Source organism: uncultured Porphyromonas sp. (assembly GCF_947254915.1).
Classification (GTDB): Bacteria; Bacteroidota; Bacteroidia; order Bacteroidales; family Porphyromonadaceae; genus Porphyromonas.
Genome location: NZ_CAMYEZ010000008.1, coordinates 18,833 through 33,463, shown reverse-complemented (window position 1 = coordinate 33,463; position 14,631 = coordinate 18,833). Strand labels below are relative to the sequence as shown.

Below are 14,631 nucleotides of genomic sequence, written 5' to 3'. Positions count from 1 at the left end.
ACCTCTATGGTGTGCAGATCATAAACTGGAAGATCGAGAAGGCCGAGAACGATGCGGCTCGTCATGATGCCATTGAAAAGCTACTCAAACTATACGATATGCGTATCAAGTACTTTGGCGATGACCCTAAGTATGGCAAGGATTACATAACCACGGCTAAGATCAACGACTACCTACGTCTCTACGGCGATAAGGCTAGCTACGACAAGATTTACGAGTGGGCTAAGCCTGTCGTTGACGAGATGGGCGAGCAGACGGAGAGCCAGTTGGTATACTTCTTTGTCTTCGCATCTATGAACAAAGCAATCGGGAACCCCAGCTGGCACGAGCACTATGTAGATGACTATATGACAGGCAATGGGATCCTACAAGCAGACGTGGACAATCTCACCGAGGCTGGAGACACTGTCAAGCTACAAAATCTCCAAGCACTCAAGGGACAGCTTGATGAGCTCTTTGCTACAAGTGGCTTGGCCGATTGCAATATGCTCATCAAGATCTACGGTGACGGACTAGAGAAGAACAAGGGCAACGTCAAGTACCTACAGGCGATGCTGGATATGTTTCGCTATGCTAAGTGTGAGAACAGTCCTCTCTACGCTACCGCTAGCCGCTACCTCTACAACATCAAGCCTACCGCAGCCTCTGCGATGGGTCTAGCCTCTGACTGCATCAACAAGGGTCAGATGAGCCAAGCTAAGCAATATCTCACAGATGCTGTCTCACTCACCTCAGACAAGCGTCTTCAGGCTACAGCATACTACACACTTGGCGTCATCGACATGAAGGCTCGTAGCTACGCATCTGCGCGTCAGTACTGCAACAAGGCTATGGCTGCCAATCCATCCTTTGGAGCTCCGCTTATCCTCATCGCTCAGATGTACGCAGCCTCTGCCAAGAGCATCTTCCCCGATGATCCTATCAAGCAGCGTCTCGTCTACGGTCTAGCTATTGACAAGCTCCAGAGAGCTCGTAGCATAGACAGTAGCGTCGCTGGTGAGGCTGGCAGACTCATAGGTCAGTACTCTAGCTACCTACCCTCTCAACAAGATATTTTCTTCCACCCCAGTCTCAACTCAGGAGACTCCTTCTACGTAGGCGGGTGGATCGGAGAGTCTACACGCATCCGCTAAGGAAGTTATGTCCCCACACTGTGGGGCACAGCTATAGTTCTCTCAATAACTAGAAAACGTCAGCCAGCTTAGCAAGACAATGAGACTCGCTATACTGGCTGACTTTTGTCACACCTCCTCAACTGTCACCCGATGAGACACGACAAGAGTAGCACCGTGCAGATAATGCGGACACTCCTATGCCTCCTGGCGGGCAGCCTGCTTGTCGTGACCAGTTGTCAGCGCAAGGATCCCCCGCCTCTCTCCGATGTAGGTCTAGATCCCGAGACAGCCTACTCAATGTACACGAGAGATGTACGTGCTCTCGTCGCCGACTCAGGCATCACCCAGTATAGGCTGATCACGCCTGAGTGGTACGTATATAATAAGAACGAAAAGGTAGGTCGTGAGGCTCACTGGTACTTTCCTCGTGGGCTCTACACCGAGCAGTTTGACGAGCGAGACAGTACGACTGTCTTTGTAGAAGCTGACTCAGCCTTTTACTGGACAGACCGCAAGCTATGGGAGCTGCACGGCGAGATCAACGTGCGCAACCGTGCGGGCTCACGCTTTTACTCCCACCTCCTCTACTGGGATCAAGAGGAGAAGCGCATCTACACACCAGATAGTGTATGGATAGAGACCCCAGAGCGAAAGATCCAAGGGTGCAACTTCGAGAGCGACGAGCAGTTTACCCGCTACACCTTCCACGGGAGCAGTGGCCAGATGCTCGTAAAGGATGACCCAGAGGTGAGTGAGTAGTGTGTCGTGATGCACATATTTCCACTATCTTTGCAGACATATGAAGCATACAGCTAGAGATCCACTACATGGCTGATACGATTTGGTTACTAGTATTCCTCGTCCTGCTCCTACTCCTCTCGGGGTTCTTCTCAGGGACTGAGATTGCTTACCTCTCGGCAGATCGTCTGCGGCTAAAGCTCGACAGCAATCGCGGAGGGGTTGTCGGGCGAACCCTGTCGATGCTCTACCATCGGCCAGATCGCTTCATCACGACCCTACTCGTCGGCAACAATATCGTGCTGGTTATCTACGGTATGCTCATGGCTCGGCTCTTCGCTCCTGTGCTCACCTCCATCAGCAGTAGTCCCGTCTTCCAGATCACGGTCAATTCGCTTCTCTCCACCTTCATCATCGTCATCTTCGGAGAGTACCTACCCAAGGCGCGCAATCGTATGAATCCCAACGAGCAGATGTATCGCAAGGCTCTGCCCTCGGGATTCTTTCACATACTCCTCTACCCCATCACACTCTTCTCCATAGGGCTCTCGAAGCTCTTCATGCTCCTATTGCCCAAGGGCGCTATGCCAGCCACTGAAGAGCACCCCAAGCTCACGACCCTAGACCTAGATAACTACCTCAACATGAGCCAGAGCGGAGAGGGCTCCAGCGACCTTGACACCGAGGTCAAGATCATTCAAAACGCTATCGACTTCTCCACCACACAGGTGCGAGACTGCATGATCCCCCGCAACGAGATCGTCTCCTGTGAGATAGGCACCGATGCGGAGACACTCACCTCGCTCTTCATCTCCACAGGTCTAACCAAGATTATCGTCTACCGAGAGAACATAGACAACGTGCTGGGCTACATTCACTCGGCAGAGATGTTCAAGGGTCCCGACTGGCAGGGACGCATCCGTACCGCAGTCTTCGTTCCTGAGAGCATGAATGGGCAGAAGCTCATGGGTATCCTCATGCAGCGCAAGAAGTCCATCGCCATCGTCATTGATGAGCTGGGAGGCACCTCTGGACTGATCACCCTTGAGGACCTTGTCGAGGAGATCTTCGGTGACATTGAGGACGAGCATGACCAAAACAAGATCGTCTCTAAGCACAATGCCGACGGCACCTACACCTTCAGCGGACGACTAGAGATCGATGATGCGAATGAGCAGTGGGGGCTCGCTCTCCCCACCGATGATGAGTACATCACCATCGCAGGTCTGATCATCCATCACCTCGAGCGCATCCCTGTGCCAGGTGAGCAGATTGTCATCGGCAAGCTACACTTTGATATAATCAAGTCTACGGATACCCGCATCGAACTCGTCAAAATGTGGGAAGACCTCTGATAACTGAATTTTAACTACCTTTGCCACCTAGATAGCTTTCATCCCCTGTTCTCCTCCTAGAGGGAGTACTCGCAGACAAGCTACCATACCTGAGAAAGAAAAAAAACAGATAGTACTATATAATGGCTACGCTACAGAAAATCAGAAATCGTGCCGGCCTGCTCATCATCGTAGTAGGTGTCGCACTCTTAGCATTTATCATCGGTGATGGTCTACGATCAGGCTCATCGCTGCTTCAGGACAACAAGATGGTTGCGCTCAAAATTGACGGCGAAAAAGTCAAGTACGATGAGTACCAGCAGCTTCTGACCGAGCGCACCGAGCCATACGAGCGCCAAGGCAAACTAACCGATCAGGATCGCATCCAGATCAGCAATCAGCTAGCACAGGAGCTTATCGCAGACCACGTCCTAGCGCAAGAGGCCAAGGCGGTCGGACTACGTGTCACCCCAGCAGAGCTTTCGGCACTTATCTTTGGCGAGGGGCTACCCACCTCACAGACGGCGGCTCAGTTCTTCTCTCAGTTTGGCGTGGATATGAGCAATCCCGAGCAGATTCGTAGCGTCATGAGCGAGCTGGATCTAAACAAGATCAAGGCTCTCCCCGCAGAGCAGCAGAGCATGATGATCTCTGTACGCAACCAGTGGCTAGAGACTGAGAAGCAGATCCGTAACCAGAGAATCTCTGAGAAGCTCAATGCACTACTCACCCGTAGCTATGCCATCAACTCACTAGACGAGAAGTACACTACAGGGCTAGGCACACGCACTGTCGCTGTCGTACGCACACCAAGCACGATCCTGCCCAATGATCAGGTCACAGTCACAGACCAGCAGGTTCGAGCTTACTATGATAGCCACAAGCAGATGTACGCATTCCCATTTGAGCAGGCTAAGGTCAACTACTACAGCACGCTCGTACGTCCTAGCGAAGCTGACTACGCTGCTGCAAAGGCTGAGGTAGACTCTGCTCGTGTACAGCTCCTAGCGACGACAACGCCCGCTAAGGTGGTACGCAACTATGAGAATGGAAACGCTTACGAGACCTACTTCACAGACAAGGAGCTGGAGCAGTTCCTCTCCACCATACCCAACGCTATGACTATGCTTCGCGAGGGTGCGGTAGGTAGTGTCAATGAGCCAGTCATAGTCAACGATAGCTACACACTCATCAAGCTCATCGACCGTAAGCAAGCTCCCGAAGAGGTGAAGGTAAACGTGGTTCCCCTTGACTCAATCAATGCTCCGAAGGCTGACAGCCTAATAGCTGCTATCCAGAGTGGAGCCACGACACTCGCTCAGGTTGTTGCAACCTACTCTATGGATGATCAGACTAAAGCAAATGGAGGCTACCTCATCAATCCTGATCGCTATACGGGTATGCCTGATAGCACTTTCACCGAAGCTGACCTATTTGGTATGGGGCTAGACACGCTAAATAAGACCCCTATCAATCAGTTTGTCAAGATAGAGCGTCCTGGAGCTACCCTGCTCATTCGTAAGACAGCCCCCACGGCATCTGTCAATCACTACAAGATTGCGCAGCTCACAGTTCCCATCAACTTCTCCGAGGAGACTTTCCGTAAGGAGCAAGCAAAGATTAACGAGATCTTCTCAAGCGACAAGAAGTTTGACGAGATGCTAGATGCCGCTCAGAAAGCCGGTCTATCCGTTGTCCGTGGCGAGTATGTCAACAGCTCCTCAGCTTCTCTCGCATCGATTCCTAACTCTCGTGAGATCGTCAGCTGGGCTCTACGCTCTAAGGCAGGCACTGTATCAGACAAGCTCTTCCGCTGTGACAACAATAACTATCTAGTCGTAGCGCAGGTGGAGACTAAGTACCCCGCAGGCTTCCAGCCCTTCGAGCAGGTTGCTGATCAGATACGTGACTACGTCCTGATGGAGCAGCGTGGTGACCAGCTTGCAGCCAACCTAGCAAGCAAGAAGCTGAAGAGCCTTGACAGCTATGCCCCAGAGATGCAGTCGAGCGTAGATACCCTCTACAACATCAGCTACGTATCCTCACCCAATACGCCTGCGGCACTCGTGGGTAATGCTATGACGACTGGCATCGGTCAGCTCTCAGCACCATTCCGTGCAGGCACCGAGGTCGTTGTCCTCCAGCCTATCTCGGAGAATGTAGACGCTTCTGTCACGAAGCCCTCACCCGCAGCTACAGCTCAGAGACGTCGCTCCTATGGGCAGCAGATGGCATACAGAGCTATGCAGGAGCTCATCAAGCAGACGCCTATTGAGGATACACGCTATCGCTTCTGGTAGAGACAAGCGTCTCTTTAGGACGCTCCTATAACTTCATAGTAGACGCACACCTGCAGACGAGCGGGTGTGCGTCTTCTATTATCAGATGTGACGATCCTAAGACCCGCAACGCATACAGAGCCGACGCTGGGAGACCCTCTCTTCCAGAGACTGTTGCAAAAGCCAACAGTCAGAACAATCTTGCCAGCAAGATTGTCTTGACTTTGCAGAAAGGATGAAGCGCAAGGCGATGAGGGTGAGGCATCAAGGGAGCACACCTCCGTATGTAACCGAAGCCGAATCCCAAAAGCTACACAGTGATTTGCCTTTATGCAACAGTCTCAGGGGATATATGGTTAGAGCCTCGCCACCTAGCGCTATAAGCTCACTCGATAGCTACTCCGACATCGCCACTGATTTCATTTTCTACCGAGGGAATTGGTGATCTCCACAGAGCAAACAAAAGTTCCCCACGGAGGACCAAAATAAAAGTTCGGAAGAACGAAATGAAACTTCGGAAGAAAGAAAACAAACTTCCGAAGTTTTTTTTCGTTCCTCACTGAAGATTCGGGAATCCCCACCGAGGAATCCATTGATTTCCTTGATAGTGACATATATGACGAGACTGTTGCAAAAGTCAACAGTCTCACAATCTTGCTTGCAAGATTGTCTAGACTTTGCAGAAAGGATGAAGCGCAAGGCGCTGAGGGTGAGGTCTGAAGGGAGCATACCTCCGTATGTGACCGAAGCCGAATCCCGAAAGCAACGCAGCGATTCGCCTTTATGCAACAGTCTCATAACATCGGCCTGTATCATCGGCAGATACGTCTAGACTCACCCGACAATGCAACATTTTACCACTTCACTCGTCTATTGAGTATAGCACCCATCGGGAGCTGACGACTAGAAGCACAGCTCCTGCAGGACTATTCACTTTGTCAATCTATTAGCAAACAGATATACCTTCAATACTATGAACAAATACCTCAAGTACACACTCCTGACACTGGGCATAGCCCTCGTCAGTGGATTTGTATCGTGGGCGGTCGTACGCACCACCCTCAGGAGAGCAGCTGCAAGTGGCTCTCCCTACGCCACTATGCTACAGAACTACCCAACCTCCGAAAACGACTACGGCTTCCTACAGTCCGACTATGAGCTCACCTCCAGTCGTACCGTAGGCAATGCGCCAGACCTCACCCCGGCGGCTGAGCTTGCCGTGCAGGCTGTCGTACACATCAAGGTCGAGGGAGAGCAGACCATCGACTACGTAGACCCATTTGAGTTCTTCTTCGGTGGTGGCCGTGGCTTTGACCGTCCGCAGTCACGGACCGTCACCAGCTTTGGCTCTGGCGTCATCATCAGTACCGACGGGTACATTATTACCAATAACCACGTCATCGAGGGGGCCAAGAGTATCTCCGTCTCGCTCAACGATGGTCGCTCCTTTGAGGCTAAGCTCATCGGATCCGACCCTTCCGTAGACATTGCGCTACTCAAGGTCGATGCTAAGGATCTACCCACCATCCCCTTTGGCGATAGTGACAAGATCCAGCTCGGTGAGTGGGTACTTGCCGTGGGCAACCCCTTTAACCTGACAGGCACCGTCACGGCGGGTATCATCAGTGCCAAGGCACGTAGTACCGCTGTAGAGGGTCCACAGGGCAATGCTCAGATAGGCCGCTTCATACAGACCGATGCTGCTGTCAACCGTGGCAATAGTGGCGGCGCTCTCGTCGATGCTCAGGGTCGACTCATCGGGATCAACACCATGATCTTCTCCGAGACGGGCAACTACTCTGGCTACTCCTTTGCAGTGCCCATCAATACCGCAGCCAAGATCGTCAGCGACCTCAAGAAGTATGGCTCCGTACAGCGCGCTGTCCTAGGTATCATCGGCGGGACGGTCAATGAGGATGTCAAGAAGGAGAAAGGTCTCAAGGTATCTCAGGGAGTCTACGTCAATGAGTTCTCCGAGGTCAGTGCAGCCTATGCAGCTGGTATCGAGGAGGGCGACGTCATCGTAGCCATCGATGGCAACAAGATCACCGAGATGGGTGAGCTACAGGAGCGCATCGGTCGCTGTCGTCCAGGCGACACGATTGTTGTCACCGTAGACCGCAAGGGTACGAAGCGAGACTTCAAGGTAAAGCTCAAAAACGATGAGGGTAGCACCGATATCGTCAAGAAAGACAGCCGTAGCCTCCTCGGAGCCACCCTGCGCGAGATCTCGGGTGATCAGCTACGCAAGCAAGGCGTCAGCTATGGTCTTGAGGTCACCAAGGTGGGCCATGGCAAGTTCCAGTCCGCAGGCATCAAGAAGGGCTTCATCATCCTCTCCATCAATAACAAGCCTGTACGCACCGTCTCTGCTGCACGTAAGCTAGTCGAGGCAGCTCAGAAGACGCGCCTCGGAGACAAAGCGATACTAGTCAAGGGCTTCTATCCAGGCGACTCTATGAAGTACTACGCTATCGACCTGAGCTAGCAAATCCCCACACACGCTGACGGGCGAGCCTTAAGGTTCGCCCGTTTTTTTTCTGTGTAGTCAGGACAGTCTTGCAAGCAAGATTGTGAGACTGTTGACTTTCGCAACAGTCACAAATAGCCCCACGGGAGCTGTCTAGTTTGGACGATTTGCGGACTATTGCTTTTAGTTTATTTTTTTCTTAACTTTGCCTGCGTAAGGGATCCGCTCCTTAGTCGTATAGTCTCCTCCGCCGATAGCGTGTGAGAGGGGGGATCTACGAGGTTGGGTTGTATTCTCTAGAGCTACGCACTACTAACTATCAAACTAAATAGTATCTATGAAAAAACTAACTGTTATCTTAACCGCCGCTCTACTACTCGTAGGTCTCGGCTCCTGCAAGAAGGACCCTGCGGCTACAAGCCTGAAACTCGACCCAACGAGTGTCACACTCAAGGTCGGAGAGACTCAGCAACTCACTGCGACAGTCAAGCCAGACAAGGCTGCCGTCACATACAGTAGCGACAAACCCGAGGTAGCTACTGTCGACAAGAACGGACTTATCACGGCAGTTGCTGTAGGTAAGGCAACTATCTCTGCTACGGCTGGGACACTAACTAGAAAATGTGCCGTCACAGTAACAGACGGAAAGGGCGGTGGCGTAGCTACTCAGAATGAGCTCCCTCTGCTCAAGTTTGATGCAACCCTAGATCAGCAGGGCAATATAACAGATCAGGCAGTCCTTGACCACGAGAAGAAGCTTGATCGCACTCCAGAGGTAATAGACCTAGGAGCTGTTGATGGGCAAGATCAAAAATTCCCAGGCTTCGTCAATAAAAACCTAACCATCCCAGGTGTTATATATGGTCTCCGTATAGGTCGTGAGCGTGTAATTATTGCTCTCAGCAAGGAGTCTGTGGCTGATTGTCCTAAGACGCTTGAGATGCTTGACAAGCTAGGCTTTAAGGACATCCAAGATAAACAAGATAAACAAGGTACTCCTTTCAAGATTGGTAAAAAGGGTGATGTGACCGTTGAGCTTTCTGACAGTCCCGTTGCAGACCTAGGGACCACTCTACGCATTCTGTTCCACGTCACAGGAGATCTTCAGATAGCTCACGAGACTATTTCTGACGTCAAGGACTTCCCCAGCTGGGAGGCTTTTGAGACTGGCGATGTCAACAAAATCAAAGAGGCTGAGAAGAAGATTGGGTACCGCGAATATGTGACTAAGTCTGATGAGGCGAAGAAGAATCTACTCTTCCAAGTCGCTACTAGGGAAAATCTTGCTAAGTCAAATATTTATGTTGTGGGCTATTTCACCACACCCTCAAAGGGGGATAAGATGATTCTCGCTCAGTTAGTCTGCCTCAAGAATGAAAAGGATCTCCAGGATGCTAAGCTCAAAGAGTGGTTTGTAGCCAATGGATATGGAAATCGATTCACCGTTGACACTAAAAACCAAATGGCACTTGGACTTGACAAAGAAGGCAAGCACGTTTGCGCTGTCTTAATTGGAGATGAGAGCGGTATGCTTGTGATCCGAGAGTACAAGCAACAAGGTCAGGCTACGGTTCAAATCAAACGTGCTGTCAAGCAGTACGAGATGATGCAGACCCGCACGCTACTTAATAATCAAGTGCTACAGCAGATGATCATTCGCTAAGCTGAGAGCAGACCATCGCTCAGTAGCGATAGTCTCTAGCTAGCGCAAGCTACATACGAGGAGCACCTCACAGTATCTAGACTGTGTGGTGCTCCTCTCTCTTGACTGGTTAGAGCTAGGCAGTACAGAGCGACCTTTGGCGGAAAAGTTGTACCTTCGTGACGGCACCAAGGCTAATTAGCATCATATGGATCTAGACAATCGCGACGATATAGAGCAAGGACAAGAGATAGACGCAACGTCAGCTGAGACGCCCTCCGCCACTGAAGCGGTGGACGAGAGCTACGTGGCTCCCGAAGAGGAGGAGGTCGAGGGGCGACTGCACACCCTCGGCGGCATGTACCGGCACTGGTTCCTCGACTACGCATCGTACGTAATCCTAGAGCGTGCCGTGCCTCACATTGAGGACGGGCTCAAGCCGGTGCAGCGACGGGTACTCTACACGATGCACCTGATGGAAAACGGCACCCTCCACAAGGTTGCCAAGATCGTGGGCGCGACGATGGCTTACCACCCACACGGCGACGCTTCGATCAACGATGCCTTGGTACAGCTCGGACAGAAGGGCTATCTCATCGACACGCAGGGTAACTGGGGTAACATACTCACGGGCGACGAGGCGGCAGCGGGGCGATACATCGAGGCTAAGCTCTCTAACTTTGCCCTCGAGATACTCTTCGGTGACAAGATCACGCCCTGGATGAAGAGCTACGACGGCAAGTCTCGCGAGCCTGTTTACCTCCCCGCACGCTTCCCCCTACTCCTAGCGCAAGGTGCCGAGGGTATTGCCGTGGGACTCTCTTGCAAGATCCTTCCGCACAATCCCAAAGAGCTGATTGAGGCTGCCTGCGCTCACCTTCGTGGGGAGCCTTTTACGCTCTATCCAGACTTCCCCACGGGTGGCATCATTGATGTGGATCGCTACAACGACGGTAAGCGTGGTGGACAGGTCAAGAGCCGAGCACGCATCGAGCGCATTGAGGATCGTGTGCTGAGTGTCCGTGACCTACCTTTTGGCAAAACCACCTCGACGCTCATTGACTCGATCCTAAAGGCAAATGACAAGGGGTTGATCAAAATCAAGCGCATAGACGACATGACCGCCGAGACGGCCGACATACGCATCTACCTGCCTGTAGGTGTCTCGGCCGATAAGACAATTGACGGACTCTACGCCTTCACCGATTGCGAGGTCTCTATCTCGCCGAATGCGTGTGTCATCGAGGACGACAAGCCACGCTTCCTCGGCGTGAGCGACCTGCTACGCCACTCGGTGGAGCATACACGTGGACTACTGGAGGAGGATCTGCGCTTACAGCTACACGACCGTCAGGAGGAGTATATGGGTGCTTCGCTGGAGCGACTCTTCATCGAGCATCGCATCTACAAGTTGCCAGCCTTTGAGGAGGCGCCTGACCAGCAGAGCGCTCTAGATGTGATCCGCAAGGCTCTGGAGCCTATCGTGGGGGACTCTTTGCTAAGGCCCATCACAGACGATGACTTAGCACGTCTCCTAGAGATCAAGATGGCGCGGATCTTGAAGTTTAACCTAGAGAAAAACGAACAGCTCATCCTACGCCTCACCGAGGAGATGGCGCAGATACAGCACCACCTAGACCATATCACCGACTATGCGATACACTACTACAGCTCGCTCCTAGAGGAGTATGGCGCAGGTTGGGAGCGACGCACTCAGATCGGGCACTTTGGCTCGATCGAGGCGACGAAGGTGGTTGAGGAGAATCTCAAGCTCTACCTAGATCGCAAGATGGGCTTCGCCGGGACGGGCATCAAGGGCGGAGAGTATGTATGCGACTGTAGCGAGATCGATGACATGATCGTCTTCTTCCGTGATGGCACCTACCTGATTACGAAAATCGAGGAGAAGAAGTTCCTCGGCAAGGAGCGTGTCCTACACATCAATAAGTATGTGCGAGGCGACAAGCGGACGATCTACAATGCGATCTATCTGGATGGCAAGACGAAGACCTCGTTTATCAAGCGCTTTCACGTGTCGGCCAGCGTCCGTGATCGTGAGTACGACTTGACGATGGGGACACCTGGGAGCAAGGTGCTCTACTTCTCGGCCAACCCGAATGGCGAGGCGGAGAGCGTGACGATCAAACTGCTCCGTGGAGGCACCTCACGACGCATTCTCTTCTTCAACAAAGACTTTGCCGACATTGCCATCAAGGGACGCACTGCCAAGGGCAACATCGTGACCCGCGCTCCGATCGAGCGTATCTCACTAAAGGAGCAGGGCGGGTCAACGCTCGGAGGACGTAAGGTGTGGTTTGATCCAGATGTCAACCGCATCAACTACAATGATCAGGGGAACTACCTAGGCGAGTTTGAGTCGAGCGACCGCATCCTCGTCATCCTACCCTCGGAGCAGACCTACACGACCGACTTTGGCGAGAGCAACCACTTCTCTGAGTCTCCCAAGGTCATCGAGAAGTATGACCCCGACAAGGTCTGGAGCGTCATCTACACTACGCCCGAAGGGGTCACCTACATCAAGCGAGTCTACCTACCCGACAGGAAGAAGCCACAACCGATCATAGATCCTGAGGAGCAGCTCCTAGCCCTTACGGATGAGTCCGAGGCGCAGTTTACGCTGATCACGAAGCCACAAGGACGCAAGAAGGAGACAACGATTGAGATCTCCGTGACTGAATACGAGCCACTCAAGAAGATCTCCGCACGAGGCAAGCGGATCACGGCGCTACCTATCGAGAGCTTTGAGCAAGTTGCGTCCGTAACAGACGAGACAGAGGACGAGGAAGAGGAGCTAACCGACGAATAAACTAAGCATCACGAGCTATGACACAGAGATTACGACAGATCCTTCTAGCGCTTTGCTTGGGGCTATCATTGCTAGGCACCAGCGCCTCGCTCTCTGCGCAGGAGGCGGACACGACGGCCACTGCGCCGCACCGACTACTCTACCTAGCGCACGACTTTCGCTTCGGATGGAATAAGCTATACAACGAGTACCTCTCACCGCTCTACTATCGAGGTCAATCGCTGGGCTACCGGCTCTCCTCGGAGGCACCACTCACGCAGTCGCACCCCGAGTGGCTCGTTATGCAGAGCACGCAGGTCTCCTATGCTCAGCTCCTCAATCCTGCACGCAACAGTGCCACCAGGCATATTGCTTTTGACACAAAGTGGAGCTTCGTACATCAGTGGCGCCTGCCCTTTGGGCTAGTCCTAGGTGTAGGGCCTGGCGTCCTAGTCGAAGCCGCGACCTCCTATAACGGGCGCAACCAAAACAACCCAGTCGATCAGCAACTCAATGGCGATCTGACGGCACAAGCCTTGGCAGCCTACCGACTGCACATCGGATGGTTTGTCGCTGACCTGCGCCTGCAGATGACCTCGGCACTGGCGGGGCTAGGCTTCGCCCCTTATTACAATGAGTCTTACCTGCAGGCCTACTACTACGACAAGATCATCAACCACATTGCGCCACACACCTTCGGGCGGCGCCACTACTACCAGATAGGACTGTCACTGGACATCCCCATATGGCGCATCATGACGCTACGCATGAGCTACGACTATACCGACTCGGCAAGACGGATCCACTCCATCTACCGAGGCTTCTCGGGGCATTATCTCGGTGTAGGCTTGGCCACTTACTTCCGCCCATTTAGAGGTTATCAAGAGGTCCAAAGTACCAACCACACGACTGCCATCAGCTTATGAATCTAACGAGACTACAAAGCGGGCTTGTCGGCCTGCTCCTCCTCCCACTACTGCTCATAGCCTGCACTCAGGAGCCTAAGGAGCAGCAATACACTAAGGACTATCAGACCAACTTCTCAGCGCTCTGGACCATACTAGACGAGGGCTACTGCTTCTTTGACGATAAGCTACCAGCCTCAGGCGATACCACCTGGAGCGACCTCAAGGCGATCTACACGCCACGAGTCGCGCAGTGCCAGTCGGAGGATGAGTTCTTCGACCTGATGGTAGAGCTAATGTGTCACCTCAAGGATGGACATGTAAACCTCTTTGCGCCCTTTGACGTAGGAGGCTGGGACATTCGCAAAGGGGCTAGACACTGTCTAGATAGCCGCATACGCAACCTTTACCTGCAGCCTCACATGCGTCGTGCAGGTTCTATCTACTATGCGCCTATCACCTACAAAGACCACGCCTCCGACTCAATCGGCTATATGGTCATCCCCTCCTTCTCTTCCAGTATCTCCTTGGTTCATCTGCATGCGGTCTTCACACGGCTGGCGCACTGCCGTGGCTTGATCATTGATATGCGTAGCAATGGTGGTGGACTGCTCTCCAATGCCGATCGTCTAGCTAGTGTCTTGATCCCCTCCGACACGGTCGTCGGCTATATGAGTACGAAGACTGGTCCTGGACACCAAGACTTCGGGCCGCTCAAGGAGATCCAGCTCGCCCGTGCCCCTATCAGCTGGCAGCGCCCCACCGTGATCCTCGTGGATCGAGGCACTTACAGTGCGGCCAATTCGCTGGTCGCTTATGTCAAGGGGACGACCCGTCACGTCCTCTTCATGGGAGACCGTACGGGTGGCGGCGGTGGTTTGCCTCGTAGTAGCGAACTGCCCAACGGCTGGTGGCTACGCTACTCCTCCTCGCGTATGTACGATGCTCAGCGACAGAGCATCGAGGGAGGCATCGAGCCACACATCATTCAGGAGCAAACCGAGGAGGCGACGGCTAAGCAGCAAGATGCACTCATAGAGCGTGCCATCGCCCTACTCCTCAAAGGCAATAAGTAACTAACCCATCAGACCTATAGACGCAAAGAGAGCCTCCCATCACAGGAGGCTCTCTTTGTGACCGCGGCAGGATTCAAACCTGCAACCTTTTGATCCGTAGTCAAATGCTCTATTCAGTTGAGCTACGCGGCCGATGAAAACTAAACCCTTAAAACGACAAACAAGGGGGTTGAAACAATCGGAAGCTCACAAGAGTGAGGCGTTCCTCCCCGTTTGCAGATGCAAAGGTACAACATTTTTCGGAACCTGCAAGCCCTTTCCGCAAC

The 14,631-nt window shown here is 52.8% G+C and carries 9 protein-coding genes and 1 tRNA gene; 9 read left to right on the top strand and 1 reads right to left on the bottom strand.

The features are described 5' to 3' along the window. The 9 genes from Q0X57_RS01305 to Q0X57_RS01265 all read left to right on the top strand — a co-directional run. Nucleotides 1-1,133, top strand: a 1,133-nt coding sequence (locus tag Q0X57_RS01305) for a hypothetical protein (RefSeq protein ID WP_297726542.1), incomplete at its 5' end; no start/stop codon positions are given. Between the two features lie 132 nt (nt 1,134-1,265). Continuing rightward, nucleotides 1,266-1,874: an LPS export ABC transporter periplasmic protein LptC gene (gene lptC, locus Q0X57_RS01300; RefSeq protein ID WP_297726539.1), complete on the top strand. Its 609-nt coding sequence runs from the start codon at nt 1,266-1,268 to the stop codon at nt 1,872-1,874. 68 nt (nt 1,875-1,942) lie between these two features. Continuing rightward, entirely contained in the window at nt 1,943-3,208 is a 1,266-nt protein-coding gene (locus tag Q0X57_RS01295; protein WP_297726536.1) for a hemolysin family protein, read from the top strand. Nucleotides 3,209-3,330: 122 nt separating this feature from the next. Beyond that, the gene (locus Q0X57_RS01290) at nt 3,331-5,487 is read left to right on the top strand and encodes a peptidylprolyl isomerase (RefSeq protein WP_297726533.1); all 2,157 of its coding nucleotides are present in this window, start codon (nt 3,331-3,333) and stop codon (nt 5,485-5,487) included. Between the two features lie 952 nt (nt 5,488-6,439). Beyond that, nucleotides 6,440-7,954 carry a Do family serine endopeptidase gene (locus Q0X57_RS01285; protein WP_297726530.1) on the top strand — a complete coding sequence of 505 codons (1,515 nt, stop codon included), beginning with the start codon at nt 6,440-6,442 and terminating at the stop codon, nt 7,952-7,954. 319 nt (nt 7,955-8,273) lie between these two features. Next, entirely contained in the window at nt 8,274-9,599 is a 1,326-nt protein-coding gene (locus Q0X57_RS01280) for an Ig-like domain-containing protein (RefSeq protein ID WP_297726527.1), read from the top strand. 187 nt (nt 9,600-9,786) lie between these two features. After that, nucleotides 9,787-12,405: a DNA gyrase/topoisomerase IV subunit A gene (locus tag Q0X57_RS01275; RefSeq protein WP_297726525.1), complete on the top strand. Its 2,619-nt coding sequence runs from the start codon at nt 9,787-9,789 to the stop codon at nt 12,403-12,405. Between the two features lie 17 nt (nt 12,406-12,422). Continuing rightward, the gene (locus Q0X57_RS01270) at nt 12,423-13,310 is read left to right on the top strand and encodes a DUF3316 domain-containing protein (RefSeq protein ID WP_297726522.1); all 888 of its coding nucleotides are present in this window, start codon (nt 12,423-12,425) and stop codon (nt 13,308-13,310) included. Continuing rightward, entirely contained in the window at nt 13,307-14,365 is a 1,059-nt protein-coding gene (locus tag Q0X57_RS01265; RefSeq protein ID WP_297726519.1) for a S41 family peptidase, read from the top strand. The genes Q0X57_RS01270 and Q0X57_RS01265 overlap by 4 nt, the downstream gene beginning before the upstream one ends. 58 nt (nt 14,366-14,423) lie before the next feature. On the opposite strand, the gene Q0X57_RS01260 is transcribed toward Q0X57_RS01265, so the two are convergent. After that, nucleotides 14,424-14,497 (bottom strand) — tRNA-Arg (locus Q0X57_RS01260). Between the last annotated feature and the right edge of the window lie 134 nt (nt 14,498-14,631).